This window comes from Arthrobacter sp. PAMC 25486 (assembly GCF_000785535.1).
GTDB lineage: Bacteria > Actinomycetota > Actinomycetes > Actinomycetales > Micrococcaceae > Specibacter.
In genome coordinates this window covers 2,082,223-2,102,707 of the sequence record NZ_CP007595.1, presented here as the reverse complement: position 1 = coordinate 2,102,707, position 20,485 = coordinate 2,082,223, and the positions used below count along the sequence as shown (strand labels likewise).

General features: G+C 60.3%; 18 protein-coding genes and 1 tRNA gene. 12 read left to right on the top strand and 7 right to left on the bottom strand.

The window, feature by feature from the left end; translation table 11 throughout:
* The first annotated feature begins 12 nt into the window (after positions 1-12).
* Positions 13-525 (top strand): hypothetical protein, encoded by a 513-nt coding sequence (locus art_RS09650; RefSeq protein WP_038464497.1) that lies wholly within the window; start codon positions 13-15, stop codon positions 523-525.
* A 92-nt stretch (positions 526-617) separates the two neighbouring features.
* Here the strand turns inward: art_RS09650 and art_RS09645 are convergent, their stop codons facing one another.
* From art_RS09645 to art_RS09635, 3 genes are all read right to left on the bottom strand, one after another.
* The gene (locus tag art_RS09645) at positions 618-1,343 is read right to left on the bottom strand and encodes an SAF domain-containing protein (protein WP_253901547.1); all 726 of its coding nucleotides are present in this window, start codon (positions 1,341-1,343) and stop codon (positions 618-620) included.
* A 106-nt stretch (positions 1,344-1,449) separates the two neighbouring features.
* Positions 1,450-1,779, bottom strand: coding sequence for an FmdB family zinc ribbon protein (locus art_RS21645; RefSeq protein ID WP_082000222.1), 330 nt, complete (start codon positions 1,777-1,779; stop codon positions 1,450-1,452).
* Positions 1,780-1,915: 136 nt separating this feature from the next.
* Positions 1,916-2,560, bottom strand: a complete 645-nt coding sequence (locus art_RS09635) for a 5-formyltetrahydrofolate cyclo-ligase (protein ID WP_038464494.1) — start codon at positions 2,558-2,560, stop codon at positions 1,916-1,918.
* 95 nt (positions 2,561-2,655) lie between these two features.
* On the opposite strand from art_RS09635, the gene galU reads away from it, so the two are divergent.
* The 6 genes from galU (at position 2,656) to art_RS09600 (ending at position 7,048) form a co-directional block, all read left to right on the top strand.
* Positions 2,656-3,558 carry a UTP--glucose-1-phosphate uridylyltransferase GalU gene (galU, locus tag art_RS09630; RefSeq protein ID WP_038464491.1) on the top strand — a complete coding sequence of 301 codons (903 nt, stop codon included), beginning with the start codon at positions 2,656-2,658 and terminating at the stop codon, positions 3,556-3,558.
* Between the two features lie 4 nt (positions 3,559-3,562).
* Positions 3,563-4,180: a GNAT family N-acetyltransferase gene (locus art_RS09625; protein ID WP_038464488.1), complete on the top strand. Its 618-nt coding sequence runs from the start codon at positions 3,563-3,565 to the stop codon at positions 4,178-4,180.
* Between the two features lie 237 nt (positions 4,181-4,417).
* On the top strand, positions 4,418-5,191 hold the full coding sequence (locus art_RS09620) for a hypothetical protein (protein ID WP_052136201.1): 774 nt from the start codon (positions 4,418-4,420) through the stop codon (positions 5,189-5,191).
* A 71-nt stretch (positions 5,192-5,262) separates the two neighbouring features.
* On the top strand, positions 5,263-6,039 hold the full coding sequence (locus art_RS09615) for an SDR family oxidoreductase (RefSeq protein ID WP_038464485.1): 777 nt from the start codon (positions 5,263-5,265) through the stop codon (positions 6,037-6,039).
* A 568-nt stretch (positions 6,040-6,607) separates the two neighbouring features.
* Positions 6,608-6,838 carry a hexameric tyrosine-coordinated heme protein gene (locus art_RS09605; RefSeq protein ID WP_038464479.1) on the top strand — a complete coding sequence of 77 codons (231 nt, stop codon included), beginning with the start codon at positions 6,608-6,610 and terminating at the stop codon, positions 6,836-6,838.
* Between the two features lie 137 nt (positions 6,839-6,975).
* A tRNA-Ala gene (locus tag art_RS09600) sits at positions 6,976-7,048 on the top strand.
* A gap of 672 nt (positions 7,049-7,720) precedes the next feature.
* On the opposite strand, the gene art_RS22520 is transcribed toward art_RS09600, so the two are convergent.
* Entirely contained in the window at positions 7,721-8,128 is a 408-nt protein-coding gene (locus art_RS22520; protein WP_162182050.1) for a hypothetical protein, read from the bottom strand.
* Between the two features lie 986 nt (positions 8,129-9,114).
* On the opposite strand from art_RS22520, the gene art_RS09585 reads away from it, so the two are divergent.
* Positions 9,115-9,972, top strand: coding sequence for a metallophosphoesterase (locus art_RS09585; protein WP_038464471.1), 858 nt, complete (start codon positions 9,115-9,117; stop codon positions 9,970-9,972).
* Positions 9,973-10,437: 465 nt separating this feature from the next.
* On the opposite strand, the gene art_RS09580 is transcribed toward art_RS09585, so the two are convergent.
* The 3 genes from art_RS09580 to art_RS09560 form a co-directional block, all read right to left on the bottom strand.
* Positions 10,438-11,058 carry a hypothetical protein gene (locus tag art_RS09580; RefSeq protein WP_038464468.1) on the bottom strand — a complete coding sequence of 207 codons (621 nt, stop codon included), beginning with the start codon at positions 11,056-11,058 and terminating at the stop codon, positions 10,438-10,440.
* 747 nt (positions 11,059-11,805) lie between these two features.
* Positions 11,806-12,261 (bottom strand): HAD domain-containing protein, encoded by a 456-nt coding sequence (locus tag art_RS09565; protein ID WP_038464459.1) that lies wholly within the window; start codon positions 12,259-12,261, stop codon positions 11,806-11,808.
* Between the two features lie 401 nt (positions 12,262-12,662).
* Positions 12,663-13,010 (bottom strand): hypothetical protein, encoded by a 348-nt coding sequence (locus art_RS09560; protein ID WP_052136198.1) that lies wholly within the window; start codon positions 13,008-13,010, stop codon positions 12,663-12,665.
* Positions 13,011-13,146: 136 nt separating this feature from the next.
* Between art_RS09560 and art_RS09555 the strand changes: the two genes are divergently transcribed.
* The 4 genes from art_RS09555 to art_RS09535 all read left to right on the top strand — a co-directional run bounded on the left by art_RS09555 (position 13,147) and on the right by art_RS09535 (position 20,484).
* A complete protein-coding gene (locus art_RS09555; RefSeq protein WP_157875229.1) occupies positions 13,147-13,437 on the top strand; it encodes a hypothetical protein in 291 nt (96 codons plus the stop codon).
* A gap of 259 nt (positions 13,438-13,696) precedes the next feature.
* Complete coding sequence (locus tag art_RS09550; RefSeq protein WP_038464450.1) at positions 13,697-14,065, top strand: hypothetical protein; 369 nt, start codon at positions 13,697-13,699, stop codon at positions 14,063-14,065.
* A gap of 265 nt (positions 14,066-14,330) precedes the next feature.
* A complete protein-coding gene (locus art_RS09540; RefSeq protein WP_038464445.1) occupies positions 14,331-15,425 on the top strand; it encodes a hypothetical protein in 1,095 nt (364 codons plus the stop codon).
* A gap of 235 nt (positions 15,426-15,660) precedes the next feature.
* On the top strand, positions 15,661-20,484 hold the full coding sequence (locus tag art_RS09535; RefSeq protein WP_253901545.1) for a type ISP restriction/modification enzyme: 4,824 nt from the start codon (positions 15,661-15,663) through the stop codon (positions 20,482-20,484).
* The last annotated feature ends 1 nt before the right edge of the window (position 20,485 follow it).

Sequence of the window (20,485 nt, the reverse complement as noted above, 5' to 3'; positions counted from 1 at the left end):
ATAAGGACAACAATGGCTACTCCGCCAAAGATCCCCGGGCTGGGAGCCTTCGTCGACAAGAACTCCGGCACCACCAAACGGCCGGCTCCACGGCTGGTGACGCTTGCTGCACGACTGCTGGTCCTGGCTGCCTGCGTGCAGGTCGTTGCCTCGATAGTGGCAGTGATTTATGCACTTTCACCCGATCGACTGGCTGACATTCAGACAAACTTGGACGCCACGACAGGCATTGTTCCCAGCCTTGAGGGTGCCAGAAACATGGGTGTCATCACCGTGGTCATGGCAGGGATAGCCACTGTGTGCGCCTACTTGTTGTTTGCCTGGTTTCTGCACAAGGGACGTTCCTGGGCCCGGGTTGCCGTCGGCGTTTTGGCGGCGCTGACGTGTGTTCAGCTGATCGGTATCGCCTTTCCCTTGGGACTGACGACGGTGGCCCAACTAGTTTTGGGCGGCTTGGCCACGGCGCTGTGCTACCTGCCTGAACCGAACAAATTCTTCGCCGAGATGAAGGCTGCCAGGAGCTGAGTAGGCGGGCATCGGCTTCGCGTGTCCGGCAGTGCACCTCACACCTCGCGTGAGCGGTAGCACGCCACGACCGCTGCACCGGCAGTCGTGCGTCAATTCAACAGGATCAGGAAGACCTTCCCCCGACTGATGGCTCCCGCCAGCTGAACGGCCTGGGCGGGTGTGGCCGCGACAACCAGTATTCCCTCATTTTCCTGCGCCGGCAGCAGCCCGCCGCTCTGGGCCAGGGCGGGTGTCCAGAGCACTGGGACGTTCTCTGCAAGCACCTCGTTGGTGGTCGGCCCGTCCAGCCCCAGGCTGGTGCTGAGCACTACTGAGACGAGCTGCCCCTGCCGCAACAGGGCAAGTGTTGAGGGATCGCTGAGACGGATGGGCACGGCCTGGCTGCCGGACGCAGCACCAATCAAGAGACCACTGCCCAGCAGTGAGGCGTCTGTCAGCACCTCCCCGCGCCGGAGCGGTCCAGAGAGCTGGCGACCGTTCCAGGTTGCGGCCTGAACCAATACGCCGTCGGGCACCATGCGGGGACTGACAGAAGTGGCCAACACATCGCCTTGGCCCAGGGGATGCCCGGCCGGCAAGTCCCGAGCAGCCACCATGACTGTGGTGGTCGGCGGACTGGCCGGGGTGAGCTGCTGGACGGCAATGGCAGCAGCCAGGCACAGCAGCAATGCGGCCAGGAAGCGCCTGTGCCGGGCGGTCCAACGGGACAGTTTTTGCATTGGTGTGGTCGGGGGAGAGCCGCCCGGCCAGAGTTGCGAACGCCACGCCGGCCCCGGATAGGAGGGCGGTCCCTGAGTGGCTGCTCGAGTCTTCATGAGCCCACGCTATGGGCCCGCAAGGCCCGGCGAAAGGGGTCTTTTGCAGTTCGTGGACAAGACCCTCAGCAGCTGACGCTGTGGGGGAATGAAAGCAGCGTAAAAGCTACTTCGAGGCACCGGCCGACGCGGTGGACTTGCTCTCTGACGATGCTGATGCTGACGATGTTGCCGGCGCCCCGCTGGAGGCAGTTGAACCGGACGCTGAAGCTGCCGGCGCGGCCGTGGTGCCGGTGGCGGCGGGAACGGAGCTGGAGGCCGCGCGTGAATCTGTGCGGTAGAAGCCGGATCCCTTGAACACAACGCCCACCGAGTTGAACTTCTTACGCAGGGCTCCCCGGCATTCCGGGCAAACCGTCAGGGAGTCGTCGCTGAATGACTGCTGAATGTCAAAGGCGTGGCCGCAATCCTTGCAGGCGTAAGCGTAAGTGGGCACTGGGTTTCCTCCTGGATACATGCGTGGGGACCGTGCGACTGCCGCCAAGGGGTCTGGCAGTCCATGGTCCCGAGTGCCAATTCTAGCACCGTATGCTAAAACGCCTTCTGGCGCCCGCTCATTCCCGCCCGCCCAGTCATGGCGCCGCCGGTGTGCCCAGTCGCTGCATTCCGCCGGGAGTCAGCGCAAACTCAACCGGGATGTCGAGGGGATCCCGCGGCAGCATCCCCGCCGCAAATACTTCATTGACATGCACGACGGCGGCCACAGGAACCAAGGCGGTTGGCCCTGCCGGGGGAGTGCCAACCCCGGCCAGGAACCTGTCGTAATAGCCGCCCCCTTGACCCATCCGGGTACCCGATCCGTCCACTGCCAGTGCCGGAACAAGCACCGCCAGGACCTGGCCCAACTGGGTGTAGGGAAACCGCTCGCCAACAGGTTCCAGGACGGGGGCAAAGCGGCTCCTGGCCATGTCCACGCCCGGGAACCAGCGGACCCAGCCCAGCTGAAAGCCGGGCTCGCAGACCGGAACGTAGACCGCGCAGCCGGCCGCATGCAGCGCGGCAAGGAGGGGCCCTGTTGGTGGTTCGCTGCCCATGGAAATGTAGGCACATACTGCCGGTCCGCCGTCGTCCGCTTCCCTGGCAGCCAAAAGCGCCCTGAACCAGTCCAGCCCAACGCGGGTCAGGCCAGCCACGGCCTGCTGCCGTGAGGCTTCGACGGCTGCGGCCCGCTGTCCTCGCAGGCGCGCACGCCATGCGGTTTTGCTAAGTGAGTTCATGGCGTCCTGTCTGCACGGCATCCTGTCAAGGGGCATGGTGGCTGTACAGGCAACGATATCGCGGGTTTGTCCGCCCGATCAGATACCCTTGGGGCATGACTTCTGCAAAGCATGTACGCAAGGCGGTTATCCCCGCAGCCGGTTTGGGAACGCGTTTCCTGCCCGCAACCAAGGCGATGCCCAAAGAAATGCTGCCCGTCGTTGACAAGCCTGCCATCCAGTATGTGGTGCAGGAAGCCGTCAGCGCAGGCCTCACCGATGTTTTGATGATCACCGGGCGCAACAAGCGCGCCCTCGAAGACCACTTTGACCGCGTCCCCGTGACCGAGCAGCTGCTTGAGGCAAAGGGCGACACCGAGCGTCTCGCCGCCATCCAGCACGCCACCGAACTCGGTGAGATTCATTACGTCCGCCAGGGCGACCCCAAGGGCCTGGGCCACGCAGTGCTGCGCGCCAAGACCCACGTGGGCGACGAGCCGTTCGCCGTCCTGCTTGGCGATGACCTGATCGATGAACGCGATGAACTGCTCACCACCATGATCGAGGTGCAGGAACGCACCGGCGGCTCCGTCATCGCGCTGATCGAGGTGCCCCAGGACAAGATCTCCTCCTACGGCTGTGCCGACATGAGCGCCATCGAGGGCGAAAACTATGTCCGCATCAACCAGCTGGTGGAGAAGCCCTCGGTGGAGGAAGCGCCGTCAAACCTGGCCGTCATTGGCCGCTACGTCCTGCACCCGGCAGTGTTTGAGGTTCTTGAAAACACCCCTCCGGGACGCGGCGACGAAATTCAGCTCACCGATGCCCTGCAGACCCTGGCCAACATGGAAGGCGAAGGCGGCGGTGTGTACGGTGTGGTGTTCTCCGGCCGTCGTTACGACACCGGCGACAAGCTCAGCTACCTCAAGGCAGTCGTCACCCTGGGCTGCGAAAATGACGAGCTCGGCGCAGACCTGCGCGAGTGGTTGGGCGAGTTCACCGCCAGCCTCAAGGTCTAGTGTCGTGTGGGGGCAGGCCATCTGGCCGGTGACTCTAGAATGCGGTGATTTGCTTCTGCGCCCCATCAAGCTTCGCGACAAGGCGGAGTGGACGCGGGTGCGCACCCGCAACGCGGCCTGGCTGGAGCCGTGGGAGGCGTCCAACCCTGCGGGGCAGGGCCAGCTGCCCACCTACGGTGGCATGGTTCGGGTCTTGAACCAGCAGGCGCGTGAGGGAAGTGCGCTGCCGTTCATCATTACCGAACGCCTGCCGAACCAGCCCAAGCCGGCCATCGTGGGCCAGCTGACGGTGTCCTCCATCATGTGGGGCTCGGCCATGTCCGCCACCCTGGGGTATTGGGTGGATCAAGGCCGGGCCGGGCGCGGCATCGCCCCCACCGCCGTCGCCATGGCCACCGACCATTGCCTTCGCCAGCTGGGGCTGCACCGGATGGAAATCAACATCCGCCCGGAGAACACCGCCAGCCTGCGCGTGGTCGAGAAACTCGGCTTCCGCGATGAGGGCCTGCGCCCGCGATACCTGCACATCAACGGCCGGTGGGCCGACCACCGCAGCTTTGCCTTGACCACGGAGGACGTCCCCGGCGGGATTCTGGACCGATGGTTGGCCACCCGCCGCTAGTCCCCACTTGCCGGTCCAAAAATCGCTGGCGCGATTTCCGGGATCCTGGCAAGCGTGGGCCCAGAAGCGGAAGGCGAGGCCATCCGACGTCGAACCTGCCAAATATGACGGTTTTCTTCGCTCCAAAGGCGACACACCGGCAAGAATGCCGGACGCAACATGTTTCCCCTTTAGGGTTGAAATGTGGCTGGATACGCGCAGTCAGTCCACCCAATCCAGCACTCGCAGGAGACGTCAATGGAAAGCAGCACTTCCGACGCCCACATCCATGTGGAGCCGGCACCTTCTACCCTCGCGCCCCCAGCCGGGCAGCCGTTGAAAATTCGGTGGGGTCGGACGGCGATTGCCCTTGTAGGCCTCCTGGCGCTGCTGACGGCCGGTATTTCCGGGGCATTGAGCGTCATTGCCATCGGCTCCGCTACGCTTCCGCTGATGTCCTTGTGTCTTTTTGCTGCGGTCATTGTCCTTCTGCGAGGCTTGGCCATGCGCGACCAAGCCATTCGCCGTGCTGCCCGCCTTGCTGCACGTGCGACGGCGGACCAGGCTTCCACGGATTCGGCGGCTCCCGCTGCGGAACCGAAGGAAACGACACTTTTTGACGGCGCCGAGGGCGCCCAGCCGACTCCGGCAGCCAAGCCGCTGACGGCCGAGGAACTGCGTGCCGCGGCCATGCGGGTCGCTGCCAAGGGCGCCGCCGATGCCAAGCTGGCGCACACCCAGACGTTGGCTGAGACGTGGGAGCCCGTTGAGGTTCCCATGCCCGGCTACGTCAAGGCGGCCAGGGCACTGACCCTGGAGAAACCGTTGAATCTTCCCATGGCGCCGAAGTCCGCAGGCACCTCGATCAGGGCCGACCAGGCCGGTGTTGGTGTTGCCTCCGGGTCTGCAGGTGTTGCGGCCGTGCCGGATGTCCCGGGCGCCGCTGGTGAGATTGCCAAGGCCGCACCATCGGAACGCAGCAACTACGCCCTCAATAACCTCGACGACGTGCTCCAGCGCCGCCGCGCCTAACTTTTTTCTGCAACAGCCGGGTCCCTTGGGCCCGGCTGTTTTGCTGTCTTGGCGGGCGTACTGTGGAAGACATGACGTTGCTTGCAGTAGTTGGCGGAACAGGTCTTGCCGGCCGTGCGGTCGTGGCGCATGCCGTGGCAGCCGGTCACCAGGTGCGTTCCTTGAGCCGGCACCTGCCGCCGGCTGACAAGAGGGTGGCAGGTGCCGACTATGTGCAGGCAGACCTCCGCACCGGTGCTGGGGTCGATGCTGCCTTGAAGGGCGTGGATGCGCTGGTTGAAGCCATGGATGCCCGCGCCGGGGCGGCGCTCCAGGCGCTGCCCGTCATGTCGGTGGCCACGTTGGCCGCCGCGGACCGGGCCGGCGTGCAGCGGTGTGTCTTGCTCACGATTGTTCGTGCGGGGGAGTGTCGCATGGGCTATTACCAGGCGCAGGCGGCGCGGGCCCTGAGCTACGAGCAGTCGGGCCTGGCCACCTCGGTTGTCTACGCAACGCAGTTCCACAACCTCGTGGGCGGAATCTTTGCCGCTGGCGCCAAGGTGGGGATCATCCCCGCGTTCAAGGGCGTCTCTTTCCAGACAATTTCGACGGCGGATCTGGCGGCTGTGCTTGTGGCGCAGGCGCTGCACGGCGGGCAGGAGAAGTCCAGTGTCCGTGCGGGAGGGCCTGCCGTCCAAGGCATGCACGAGATGGCGAATGCGTGGAAGTTGGCCACGGGCAGCAAGGCGCTGGTGACGGCCCTTCCGCTGCCGGGATCCTTCGGCGCTTTCCTGCGGGCCGGAAAGAACCTGGTTCCTGATGCAGCCGTTGGCACCGAGACATTCAGCGACTGGCTCGCGGAGAAGTAACAGGCCGCCGTTGAAACCAGGGACCGGGCCTTCCTTCGGTGCGAACGCTTCCAGGGCGATGTTGTCTGGGGCGCGGAATTCCAAAATCCAGCCGTCTCCAATGTTCTTGGGTCCGCCGTGCCTGACGTTGAGCTCATCAAGGAGCTTCGCCGCCGCCGTCAGATCCGCCTTGGCGGCCACGGCCAGGCTGAGGTGATCCAGGCCTGTGCGGTCCTCAGCAAAACGGTCGGAGGAGACCGGTCGAAGGCCCAAAAGCGAGTGGCCCATGGTGTAAATGACGCCGCCGAACAGGAGTCCGGAGCGGCCTCGTGTTTCCGGTGGCGTCCCTTCCGGCATTTCAACGGCAACCGGCCAATTTAAGGAGTGCCTCATAGAACGAACGGTCACGTCGAATGCCGGGGACCGTCAGCCGGATGTGGCTGATGGATTTCGCCTTGATGGGCATATCTGCATCTTCCCACCGGCATGTTCGCGTGGCTGGACATGAAATATTATTCACGGTTTTAACCGAATAAATATAGTAGGCTGAAAGTTCGTGGCAATACTTCGCATTTGGAGGCGGAAACTCATGGAACTCATTCCTGGCGGCACCTTGATTACGGCAACTCCTGAAGAGGGCAGGCAGCTTGCCATGACGCTGGCACGCAAGAGCATCGGGGCGATCCAGCCGGATGCCGATGTACGTAAGGCGCTGCGCCCCGACTATGCCAACAGTCCTGATTCCCTGACCATGGCCGCCCATGTGGTTGCCATTGAGTTTGCCACTGTCGCCGCAGCCAACAAGTACTGGCGCAAGTAGCTTCCATCGACGCCAGGGGCGGGTTTCCTGCAGACTTTTGTCATGCAGGGAGGCCCGACCTTCATTTTTTGCGCTGCAGGGCATTCCGGGTTTAGTGTGGAAAATGTCGGGATCAGCGGTCTTACTGGACCCGGCATGGGGCTATGGCGCAGTTGGTAGCGCGCTTCGTTCGCATCGAAGAGGTCAGGAGTTCGAATCTCCTTAGCTCCACCCCAACACCCCTCTGACTAGGCATTACGCCCGGTCGGAGGGGTATTTTCTTGCCCGGAACTGCTTCAAATAAACACTTTGGTAACACTTTGCCTGCGGGGGCGGTGTTCTGGTTGGTGGTCATAACGTCACACTATCGGCGCGGTGGAGGGGTCTTCAAGCGGATCGGTTGGTACGCCTCCAGGGGAGAGCATTGTTTGTTCTCTGGGCCGCGAGCACCGGTCCACGATTGCAAGAGCGTGGCGGTGAAAGCCGGGCTCCGTGGTAGCGGGCGGTAGGACCTGCGCGGCGCGGGAATCACGCCCAAGCTTCTTGAAGAATTCGGAGCTAAATTCCAGGAGGGAAGTATGTCAACAAAAAAGTAGCACCCCGGCCACGTTCGCCAAGGGGCTTCCAACTTTTATGCACCACTACATGCCCATGTGTCGCTGGATACTTTCGGCCTGCGCCAAATATTTGCCAGCGAGCCCACGTTTCAAGTACGACGCATCGCCTTCGTTGACACCGCCGCCTCACCGCTGGCGGCCAGGGAAACGAATCGGTAGGCATTGCGGCTGGCGGAGCGGGTGACCGCTACGGAGTCGGAGTGGACACCGGCCCATGGAACGAATCGGCATGCAAGCTATTCGGAGAGCTGGCAGGTCCCATGGGCGTGCGGCATGTGGACGCGGATTATTCTCTCGGCGCCGAAGTCGGACGTTGCCAACGGAGATCTTCGCGGCGAATGAAGATGTTGGCAGGTGCTAGCGCTAGCGGGGTTGCTGCGATGACAGGCGCTCTCTCCTCTCCGACTTCGGCATATGGGAACCACGGCTGCGGTAACGGCTGGGTCGGTAGCCACGCGCCCACGAGGACGTCCAATATCGCGGAATTGATCAGCGCGTCCCATCGCTCATCGCCAACGGAGCCCGGTGGATCAAACCACGCCGGGGGTGCATCGCCGCCGAGCACAAGCTCCAGCATCGAGAGTTGCTTGCGCAGGTAGACCAACGCCCCCGCTTCACCGCCGGATTCAAATGCGCGGTTGAACCGGACAGGCAGCCTGGACAATTCTTCGTGAAGGTATTCATGAAGCCTCACGGCTCACCTCCGATTTTTTGCGGCTAGCCCGTTGCATGGTCTATCCCAGGCGTTCCATCCCAACCGTAGGTGGCCAGGTCTTCACCGATTACAGTTACGAGCTCGCTAGGCCCCCACATCCTCGTATTCAGAATTGTGATCGCTGTCAGGTGATGCCGGCAAACGTGCACTGGCTCATCGAGTAGATCCTCCAAGCGTTCCAGGTTAGTGAATACCGAGTACAGCTGGCGCGCGCAGTCCGAGCACAGATTCTCGGGAATTATAAAACCCGAAGCCAGGTGAAATTCAAGTCGCAGGTATTCGTGAACGGCTTCGCGCTCGGTGGGCATCAGGAAACTCCTAAGATCGTGCAGCTGACCGGGCGCCGGCTGCGTCTGAGTCCATGTGTGCGGATGCGGGCCCTCTCCGTGCTGGCACGGTGTTGGGCCGGCGATAGTCGTGGCCGTGAGTGTGGCGGTGAAAAGAGTATGGTGGGCAAGGTGACAAGACGAGACAAGAGAAAGTTTTGAGCGGCGTGAACGTCGGGCATGTTAAAGAGTGAGCAAGGTCGGCGCTGGCGCGCCTCTCATGTTTTGCTGATCGAGTCATCTCTCCGTTTTCCGATCCGCCTTCTTCGGCCGTTGCGCGCCCACGTCCCCCTCATAGACATCTTCTTGCAACTCGCCGGCTCCCCGCTGCGCTATGCGGTCTTGCTGTTCGCGGTCCAGCAAAAAACTCACTGCCGTTTTCTTTCCCGCGCTCTCTGCGTCCGCCAACCCACTTGACTTCCATAGTGACCCTCCCGCCGCGCGCAGCGCTTACTAGGACGCTGCGCTGTGCAACGCGACCGGTGTCAGGGGAGTGAAGTACAGCGCGTAGGCGAACGAGCCGACGCCGAACCGGTTGACGTTGGCAGCACGTAGGTGAACTTCTCGGCAACGCGGAGAGAACAGGGCCAAGATGCCTGGCTTGTCGGAGAGCAGAGAGGTGAACTGGACGGAGGCGACGTGGCTGCCAATGCGGCGGTGTCAGTTGCAGCGAACCGTGAGGTAGAGTCCGCACACATGGAGGACATGGAAAAAATCGACATCGAAAACACAATCCTGGTGGCTGGCGACTGGCATGCTGATGCCGAATGGGCAGAGCGCGTGATTCGGGAAGCCGCCAAGGTTGGCTACAGAACCATCATCCACGCAGGTGACCTTGGCGTGCTCTGGCCCAGTGGAGGCGGACCGAAAACAGAGGACCGCTTCACTCGGCTTTTGAAGAGGTGGCTAAAGAAATCCGGGATTATTTTGATCTTCGCGGACGGGAATCATGACGTACACCCGCGGCTCCGCCAACTGCCACTTAACGAAGACGGCTTCGGAGTGATCTCCTCCCAGCTTCTCTACTCACCGCGCGGGCATCGCTTCACGCTGGGAGGTAAGCGCTTCGCGTCATTTGGCGGCGCAGTCTCAATCGATAAATCCATGAGAGTGGAGGGTCGGACGTTTTGGCCAGAGGAAGCAATCACCGCCGAAAATCTGTCTAGGCTTGGAAAAGAGCCCGTGGATATTTTGATCACCCATGAAGTGGCCGCTGGCATCAAAGTTGAATCAGGTTTGATCTACCCGCTTGGTGAAGAGCTTGCACATGAGACGTACCAACAGCGCCCGCTTGTGGCGGACGCTGTGCGGAATGTGAACCCGCTACACGTGTTCAGTGGGCACTGGCACCAACGCATCTCCCAACGATTTGAAAACACTCGGGCCACCGTCCACGTCCTGGATATGAATCGCTACCCGGACAATACGATCAACCTCGATTTAGCGACGCTGGAAGTGACGCCGTTCCCGATTCACCTGCCACATCCTTTTCTCTGACACCACATCTCCGTTGGCACCGACTCATCGCCTGCGGCGCGCAGGTCCACCCGCTGCAGGCGATGCACCAACCATCACGATCCGCCACACCATCCCGCTCGGCTGGCGCCTCACTAGGTCGCGCACTTCGGCCACATTGTCGGTTGACGGTGTGAGGTCTGGATGCGTAGCAGTGTTGGCGGGAAAATGAGGGTAGCAGTTTGTCGGAGAGGCGCGGTTTCTGTAGAGGGAAAAGCGGGCCCCGGGGGCGCGATACACGGCTTCCCGTGTTAAGGGCGATTTACCACAAATATCTAGATTCCTGAGCGCCCTTTATCCTGGGTCCTGGGCTTCACCCAGCGGCAGGTCACTTGTTCGGTGGCCGCTATTTTGAAAAACGCCAACTACGCGAAAACGGACAGCCAACTTTTTCACGCGGGCGACGGAATGCAGTGGTAACTTGCGCCGTTTCCGCCGCCTTCCCTTTCAAAAATTGTGGTCCGCAAAATACGCGTCCACCTCGGCCGGGAGGATCCAACTTTGCAGCTGAGGGTCTGTGAACGGAAACAGACGCGACCTCGCCGGCCACATCCCTCGGCCTATACCGGTGGCTCCGATAAGCCGCGTGCGCAGGGGCGCACCCATCTGCTGGATCACAACCCCTGGCGGGCACTCGAAACCCTTTTCCCACACGGGACTTTCCATATTCTGCTCATCGCTATTTCGCAGCCAGGGATGATCGCCGATCCGCAAAGCCACCAAGAGCTCGGAGGCCATCACCACATTTTCGTCAGTGAACATTGGCCGGCTAACTGGCCTCGGCAGACCCTCCATCGCTGCAATGTCTTCAAGCCACTCGACCAGATCGGCCTCAAGGCCGGCGTCAAGGTAGAGCTGCCACACGAGCTCACGCAACGCGGCCTGGGCGTCGACCAACTTCGGGCGGGCAGGTCTGGCGAGTTCAGACAACTGCGCCGGAGAGATGGCACGGTCGGCGGCGATTTCGGCCATGAGTGTTTTTGCTGCTGCGAACTTTTCATCGCCGGTCAGGAGCTTTATGGCGGACAGCCCCGCGCGGGTAGAGGCCATCTTTTCTTCGAGGGTCATTGGCGTTTGCATCGGGCCCTACTTTCGGTAGACGAGGGGACACAAGCCATCATGCGCCGATATGCCGGTTGTCCTGTCCGTACACATGGAGCACGGGAACAATCACAAACGGAGGAGGCTCGATGTCAGACATTGGCGACAATGAAATCGAAGAACAGGTGGGAGTTGTGACCGCGACCCTGGCACAACTACCTGGCATACTCGGCGCACTAGAACATGCCTGCCCGTGGCTAGTGGAGGTGCGCGAACGTTCGCCTGGCGCTCACCGGGAGGCGGTCGGGAGTTTGATCGTGGGTTACTCCCGCGGCTCGGGTGCGCTACGTGAAGCGATCCAAGAGTGGGCCGCCTTCGCCCAGCCCATGGAGCCGTGGTGCTAAGCCCGAAGTGTCGCCGGACGGCCGTCGGTTAGGGGCCGGCTAGTTCAACTTGAAGACGACACTGCCCGCTCATCTGATGCAGTTGCATGAGCGGGCAGGTGAACCACACGAAGGCGAGCCGGGTCCGATTTGCCCGTAGCCAAGCAGCGGACACGAAGACGAGTCGGGTCCTGCTCGGTTGCTGCGAGGTGACCGGGCCGAGTAACGTCCCGGCAACCAAAACAGCCGGGACATGTTTGTCAGCGGGCGGCTATGAAGGCCTCGGCTTTGGCGAGAAGCGGACCAAGCCCCTCATGACTTTTTGGCTCTAGGACCAAAGAGGCCGGGAGTTTCCTTGAACGGTAGCGTCGAAGATTTGAGCCGGTACTCTTCAAGTCGCGATCGTCAATTGCGAGTATCCGCCACACCTGACCCCGGGGATGTCGCCGGCGAAAACGTCGAGAGCAAAATGCTTCCAAGGACGATTTCGGTAGACGTCAAAATTCGTGCGGTAATCGAACAGCGGTAGCGGAGGTAGACCAAGCGCCGGCGCGAGCAAGTGAACAAATTCTTGCCAACTAGTGTGCCACTGCACATCCGCATCCGGTAGATCACACCATCGCCGGACGGCCGCGAGCGCTTCCGGATCCACATAGAAAGTTCCGGGCTTGGCCAACGGCGGTTGCCAAAAAGTGAGCTCTTCAAAATCTTCGACCCGGATCTCGGCCGCCCATTCTTGCATTGGCAAAAGCACGCCGTCCACGTCAAGAGTGACAAGGGTCCGCGTCGGCCACTGCATCGGTTCGAAGTCGCCGCCAGACACCAGCCGCGCAGCCTTCAACACCATTTTGGCTGCGTCCTTGAGTGGCGGCCAGCGTAATAGTGAAAGCGGAGAATCATCACAACCGAATGCTGCCAGTGATGGATCTGACCGTAGCCACGACTCCGCGTCCCGGCCACCAGCGCTTACCAGCTCGACCGCTTCGTAGATTACTCGGAGCCGCATTAGCCAAGGGGCAGCGAGCCGCAACCGAGGCGGGTCGCCTCCTAGCCTCTGCCGCGCATGGGCCCGGTCGTCGTCACGGTCAGCGTTCAGCGGTGCGGCCAGGGGAGTAACCAGGGCGGCGCATCGCTCAACTTGGTGGGTTTCGTAACCGCCAAGATTGGCGATGAGGGAAACAGGTAGGTGGCGCAGTAGCACGCGTACCAGGGCGGCGTCGGTGCTAGGTACGGGGATCGTGGGACGCATTAGTTATTCTCCCTCCAATCGTCGATCAGCGGCTTCCACACGGCCGCGACGTCCCACGGCAGAATCAGATGGGTGTCCCAGATCTCGACCAGCGACGCGCCGTCGATGTAGGCCAAGATGTCTGCAGCCTCCCCCTCCACGATCACGTCGGCGTACACTTCCCCGCGTTCGTGAAGATCAGCAAGATCAAACACACGCCCCCGGTCGGCAAGGTGCCCGTTCAACCGAAGTGGCACTGTCGTCTTGCGCAGGGCCAGCTCGGCCGGCAACACTGGCAACCGGTCAGGCACGTAATAGGGGCGCTTCTGCCACCGTTGGTAGTGGGTCGTGAATATTGGCTTGGACATTTCCCTCACTGATCTCTTTTCTCTTAACAAACGTTTCGGTTGAGCTTCATGTGTGCGGAGAGTGGCGTTGAGAGCGTAGCGGGCAGGGGAGTGGTGGTAGTGGTGGGCGGAGAGGTGAGCCGCACACATGGGGCGTATGAACTTAGACTTAGAAACAGATGGAACTGATGAAAATGGGCAAGAACGCCATCCACAAGTGAAAGTGTTCGCTGCAGCGGCGTTGATCATGCGGGGTGAGCGGTACTGGCAACCCTCCTCGTCGCTAGAGACACAAATCGAATTTCTCCAGGCGATGGAAGCTGTTGCGACAGAATTGGCTTTCCAACTTTCAAGGTATGGGGTTATGGGCCAAGTGGCCGGTCGGGCCAGGATCTTGCAGCCGCTAGAGCAGAAAATCGCTGCACTCCAGATGCTTCGGGACATGTGAGTTTTTGAAAACGAAAGGCGGCGGGGTGGCATGGACGCGACACTGAATTCGGCCCGCTCGATCGGAGAGTGGCGAGGGTGTCACTCTCTTCGCCGTCGCTGAGCATGCAGTCAGCGCCAGAACGCACTGACCCCGATGCCCCCAGCCCCACGATCCCCACGGGTCGTGGGGTTTTTGGCGTCTAGGGGTATCGGGGAGTGTGGGCCGGGGATAGGCTTCTGTGTCAACGGCGGGGTATGAACGGTGGGAGGGGTACAGATTGTTCGAAGAAGATCCGCGGCTGTCGGCACACCCTGATTGGGATCAGCTCTACGCAGCCGGCACCCCGGTGCCAGTCATCGCCGAACAGACTGGCGTGCGCGTGGGCACGGTTCACCGTCACCTTGAAGTCAGGCGGGCGATGGATCCTAGCCTTGCAAAGGCCCGCGCAGCAGCGCCCAAGGGCCCCTCACGTATCTGGCGCAGCCGCCTGCAAGAAGCGCGCACCTTCATCGCCACTCACGGCCGCTATCCACAGCTTCACGGACCTGTGCCCCGGGAGCAAAAGCTGTACGCATTTCTTTGCGAACAGCGACATGCGCTTGTGGCGCAGACGATCTCGTGGGAGCAGATGCGAGAGCTTGATTGACTTGGGGCGTGGGTGGTGAGCGATCGCGAGCGGGCGCTTGATGCGCACTGGCGGGAGCGATTGGCAGATGTCGTAGCGTTTGTTTCGGAGCATGGCCGGCGGCCGAATCACAGGCGGTTGGAGGCGGAAGCTGGCACGGAAGAACATGCACTCGGCCTGTGGCTCGTGACGGCCAACGATAGGGCGAAGCACGAGAAGTTGGTGGAATGGCGCAGAGAAGAGCTGGATCAGGCGGTGCCTGGGTGGCGGCGGGGGAGGAGAAGCAATGGGTGAGACATACGATCCGCTGCCTGACGAATATGTCCGACCGCCCGGCCGCTACCTTATACCGGATCCGCGAAACGATGAACGATTCGACAACCACTTCGTACGCGGGTCGCAGTTCAACCCGAAAGGCTTCGTAGGGTTGGAGGCTGGCCAAGAAGTCGAAGTGGAAATGGTCCGAGAGCCAGGGAACCCGCACCATGCAGAGGCCATGGCATTGCTGGTAGGTGGCGTGCGTATCGGTTATGTAGGCGCTGGGATAGCCGAGGAGTGGCAGTGCTACGTGATCAAAAAGAACGAAGCCGGCCAAGGCGTCTTTGCTCATGGTTTGATCGAGAATGTTGAGCAGCCGAGAGTGACGATTTTCTTGCCATGGATGAGTACGCTACGCAGGGAGCGAGCTGCGAGGCAGTGGGAGGAGACGCAGAGACTTCGGGCGAAACAGCGTGCTGAGGCGTACCGACTGCGCACCGAGGGCAAGCTGACGTTTGGTTTAATCGCGGCTGAGTTGGACTGCTCGACGGGGTTGGCCAGCAAGCTTTACCGCGAGTACATGGAAGGCATGACCGAGGCGGAGAAAGCGGCTGCTGAAGCCGAGCGCGTTGCCGCGGAGGAGGACTTGCGGATGATGGTGCTGGAAGAGCATGAACGCACTGGCCAGAGCGTCGGCGCCATTGCGGCCAAGATCGGACACCCCGTGTCCAAGGTCCGAGAGGTCTTGCGCGCCGCGGGCGCGCCGCCACAAAACACCTACAACGACGCAGTTCGCAACGACCGAGTGGCCCGGTGCCGCCTCGTCGGCAGGATGCAGGCGGCTGGCAGGACACGCAAGGAGATTGCCTCAGCCCTTGGCGTCACCTGGGAAGTAGTCAAGATCTTGTTGAAAGACGGGAAGTTCTACGATGCGCCGCCGAGCGACCCTGTGCGGCTTGAGCTTGTTCGCAAGGCTCGCCTACCTGAACTGGACGGCCTCGGTCTTGCCGAGGCGGCGGAGGAGCTCGGGGTAAGCGCGGTCAAGCTGAAGGCGGCCCGTCGGGACCGAGCGGTGCTGCAGGACCGTTATGGTGAGGGGTTTGTGGCTGGTGAGGAAGACTGACTCCTACGGCGTCGCCGCGGGTCCGTAGTCCATGGGTTCAGTAATCCGCTGGTTCCGTCCACTCCCGCATACAATCAGACGGAGGCTTCTCCGGAGGCTTCCTCTTACATTTCCGTACCACACTGGGGTAACTGTGACCATTACGTTTGATGAGCTGCTTGATTCGTACCGAGGGGCTGCGCACTCCCAGCGAATGAAGGGTAATTACCTCGAATAGTTGGTTGAGCGTTTTCTGTTGACCGACGGCGTACACGCGCCCCAATACACCGATGTGTGGCTGTGGAGTGAATGGCCGGATCGGCCATCTAACTTCTCGAACCCGGACAACGGCATTGACCTCGTTGCTGCCCGGGCTGATGGCGGTCTTACTGCGATCCAGGCAAAGTTCTACGCACCGGGTGCCAAGATCCAGAAGCATCACATCGACTCGTTCCTGTCAGCCTCCTCCAAAAAGCCATTCACACACGCTGTTGTCGTGGACACTACCGAGGGTGAATGGTCCGCCAACGCAACCGAGATGCTAGATGGTCGATACGTTCCCGTTCAGCGTGTAGGGCTCTCCGACTTCCGGCACTCCAATATTGACTGGGCGACCTACGACTTAGAGCGACCCGAGGAACTGAAGGTCTTCGATAAGAAGACGTTGCGCACGCACCAGCATGAAGCCGTGGAGGCGACGCTCAAGGGCTTCACCACATCCGATCGCGGCAAGTTGATCATGGCCTGCGGTACCGGAAAGACGTTTACGGCGCTGAGATTGGCTGAGCGTTTCGCTGAAGATTTGGGCCACGCCTGGATCCTGGTTATGGTTCCGTCTCTCGCTCTGATTTCGCAGACGCTGAAGGAATGGTCAGACGAGGCCGACCAGCCCATGCAGGCCTATGCCGTTTGCTCAGACACCAAGGTCGGCAGGTCAAAGGACACTGATATGACCGATGTGGCTATCCATGACCTGCAGATTCCAGCCACAACTGACGGCAGGCGCATTATCGAGGCTATGGGCACCCGCACGATGGATGAGGGCATGACGGTCGTTTTTTCGACCTACCAGTCGATTGAAGCGGTCCGCGATGCCCAGCAGGCCGGCTTGCCTGACTTCGACTTGGTCATTTGCGATGAAGCACACAGAACTACCGGCGCCACCTTGGTTGATGGGGACCAGTCGAACTTCGTGAAGATACACGACAACTCCATCATTTCTGCCAACAAGCGCGTGTACATGACCGCGACTCCCCGCATCTTCAACGATGACACCAAGGACGCCGCGAAGGAACGGGACGCTGAGCTGTGTTCCATGGACGATCTGGAAATCTTTGGCCCGGTCTTCTACCGCATAGGCTTCGGTGAAGCCGTAACGAAGGGGCTGTTGACTGACTACAAGGTCCTGGTCCTCGGCGTCGATGAGCATCAGGTAGCGGGCACGTTTCAGGACCAGCTGGCCGACAGTAACAGTGAACTGAACATTGACGATATTGCCAAGCTCGTCGGCGTGTGGAACGGTTTGGCCAAGCGCCGCGCTGGTGAATTTCAGGATGGCTTCGGCCAGGACTGGCAGCCGATGCGCCGCGCTGTGGCGTTCAACCGGTCGATCCCTGCATCCAAGAAGATCGAAGCCGAATTCCAGGAGCTTGTTCGGGTTCATCTTACGGACCTGGCAAACGATGACCCTACCGATGATCTGCGTGTGGAAGCCAAACATGTCGACGGGACGTTCAATGCCGTTCGTCGAGGCGAGCGTCTCGACTGGCTGCAGGCCGACCCGGAGGTTCTCCTGGTTGACGACCGTACCGCTCCGCGAAATGCTGACGGGTCGTGGCCGCTGAAGGAGCAGCCGACCTGCCGGATCCTCACCAACGCACGCTGCCTGACCGAGGGGGTTGACGTTCCGTCGCTGGACGCCGTTCTGTTCATGAATCCCCGCAATTCCATGGTCGACGTCATCCAGTCTGTCGGGCGCGTGATGCGTAACCACATTGACCCAGAGACAGGCGAGTCGAAGAAGTTCGGCTACATCGTCTTGCCCATTGCCATACCCGAGGGCATGTCGACCTCGGAAGCGTTGAAGGACAATGCACGCTACAAAGTGGTGTGGCAGGTGCTGCAGGCTTTACGCGCCCATGATGAACGCATGGACGCTGCCATCAACCAGATGGAGCTCAGCAAGAAGGCTCCGGAATCGATCATCGTCGACAAGATCGATCTGGCTCCGAAGAAAAAGACTCCGATGATCGATGGTTCGGCAACGCCGGAGATAGAGGGAGACGACCAGAGTACCTCTCCGGCCGGCGACCAGGGGACCTTGACGTTCCCCGTTGAGGAGTGGAAGGAATCGGTCTACGCGAAAATTGTCGACAAATGCGGCAACCGCATGTACTGGGCCGACTGGTCGAACGACATCGCGTCGATCGCTAAGAAGCACATCGACCTGATCGATACTCTGCTGGCCGATGCGGATTCTACTCATCGTGCGGCTTTCGACGAGTTTGTTGACGGGCTGCGGGAGAACTTGAACCCTGAGATCGACGAAGAGCAGGCCGTGGAGATGCTGGCACAGCACCTGGTGACGAAACCAGTTTTTGACGCGATGTTCGCGGATTCCAACTTCACGGAGCACAACCCTGTCTCCAGGTCTATGCAGAACATACTGGACCAACTTGGATCCAATGCGGCCTTCGAGCGGGAGAGCAAGGGCCTCGAGAAGTTCTATGCCTCAGTTCGCCTCCGGGTTGCAAAAATTACTGATGCAGACGCCAAGCAGCAGATTATTCTGGAATTGTATGACAACTTCTTCAAGGCAGCCTTTCCCCGTGTTGCAGAGCGCCTAGGCATTGTGTTTACACCCGTGCCGCTGGTCGACTACATTCTGAGGTCGGCCGACGCGGCCCTGCGCCTCGAGTTCGGCAAGTCTCTCTCCGACGAAGGCGTCTCCATTCTGGAACCGTTCGTCGGAACAGGGACATTCGTGACACGATTGTTGCAGATCGGGTTGATCAAGCCAGCGGACTTGCACCGGAAATACACTCAGGAACTGTTCGCTAACGAGATCGTGCTGCTGAGCTACTACATCGCAGCCATCAACATTGAGACGGTGTACTCCGAAGTGGCTGCGGCGGCTGACGTTGACGATGGCTACGTACCGTTCGACGGCATCGCACTGACCGACACATTCCAGCTCAACGAGACTGACGGCCAGTTGGAAGCGACAGGAATCTTTCCGGAGAACCATGCTCGCGTGGTTCGGCAGAAAAACCAAGGCATCCGTGTCATCGTCATGAACCCGCCATATTCGACGGGCCAGACCAGTGCGAACGACAACAATCAAAACCAGAAATATCCGGTGCTTGATGCGAGCATTGCAGATAGCTATGGCGCATCGTCTACCGCTACCAACAAGAACAGCCTCTACGACTCCTACATCCGTGGCATCCGTTGGGCTACCAACCGCATCAAAGACAATGGCGTCATTGCCTTCGTCTCCAATGGCTCATTCATCGACAGCAACACCGCGGACGGTATCCGCAAGACTCTTGCAGAAGATTTCAGCCGAATCTTCATCTACAACCTGAGAGGTAATCAGCGAACCACGGGAGAGCTGTCGCGGAGAGAAGGTGGGAAAGTGTTCGGTAGCGGCTCGCGGACACCGGTCGCAATCGCAATTTTAATCAAGAATGCGAACCATGACGGTCCAGCGGATATTCAATACCGCGACATCGGCGATTACCTGACCCGTGAACAGAAGCTTGACATACTTGAGAATGAACGGTCTCTCGAAGGTACTGCTTGGGACAGTATTGAGCCAAACGGTTCAGGGGACTGGGTAAACCACCGTGATCAGAATTTTGTGAAGCTTCAGCCGTTGGGCGACAAGACCAAGAAATCACTGGCGGAAGTTCCTCCTTTATTTGACAACTTCTCCAGGGGGCTTGCGACGAGCCGCGACGCATGGTGCTATAGCTTCTCCCCTGAATCAGTTGAGAAGAATATGAAGGAAATGATTGCAAACTATGAGGTTCAGCGACTGTCGGAGAGCCGGGAACCCGCGATGGACCCCACGAAAGTCAGCTGGAACCGGGGGCTACTGAAGGATCTTTCGAGGGACATAGAGCACTCTTTTGTGCCAGACGCGTTGCGCCGGTGCATGTATCGGCCGTTCACTAGAGAATTCGTGTATTTTGAGCGAGGCATGAACGACATGGTCTACCAGATGCCCAAGATATTCCCGACGATAGACCTGCCAAACGAGGGCTTCTACATGACAGGCATCGGTGCAAAGAAACCTTTTGGCATCCTTATGACCGATGCAATACCCGACCTGAATCTCTGGGGGAGCGAAGGCGGACAGTATTTCCCTCGGTACACTTACGAGCCCATCCCGGAGGGAGAGTTTCCGATGCCCGCGGAGGGAGAGGAAATCATTGAGGACTATATCCGCCGGGAAAACATTGCTGACGCCACCCTCTCGACGTACCGCAGCTTCTATGAAGATTCCTCCATCACCAAGGAGGACATCTTCTACTACGTCTACGGTTTGCTTCACTCTCCGACGTACAAGGAGACGTACAAGGCTGACCTGATGAAGATGCTGCCGCGGATCCCGAAGGTCAAGGACTTTTGGGGGTTCAGTACGGCTGGACGGGCCTTGGCTGACCTGCATCTGAATTACGAGACTGTGGCGCCGGCAGAGTTGACCGAAGCACGCAGGACCGAACCGCCGTCAGATGTCGAGGCGCAGTACGACTACTGCCGCGTGCAGAAGCTGTCCTGGGGTGCCCGCAAGGATCGGTCCCGGATCGTGTTCAACTCCAACATCACGCTGGAAGATATTCCAGCCGAGACGCTGGACTACCAGGTGAACGGCAAGTCAGCCATTGAGTGGATCATCGATCGGTATCAGGTGACCACTCACAAGGATTCTCAGATCGTCAATGACCCCAACGACTACTGCCGAGAGGTCAACGATCCTCGCTACGTCATCGACCTCATCAAGCGCATCGTCACGGTTTCCGTGGAGACCAACAAGATTGTGGCCGGGCTGCCGGCACTAGAGATTGTGGAGTAAG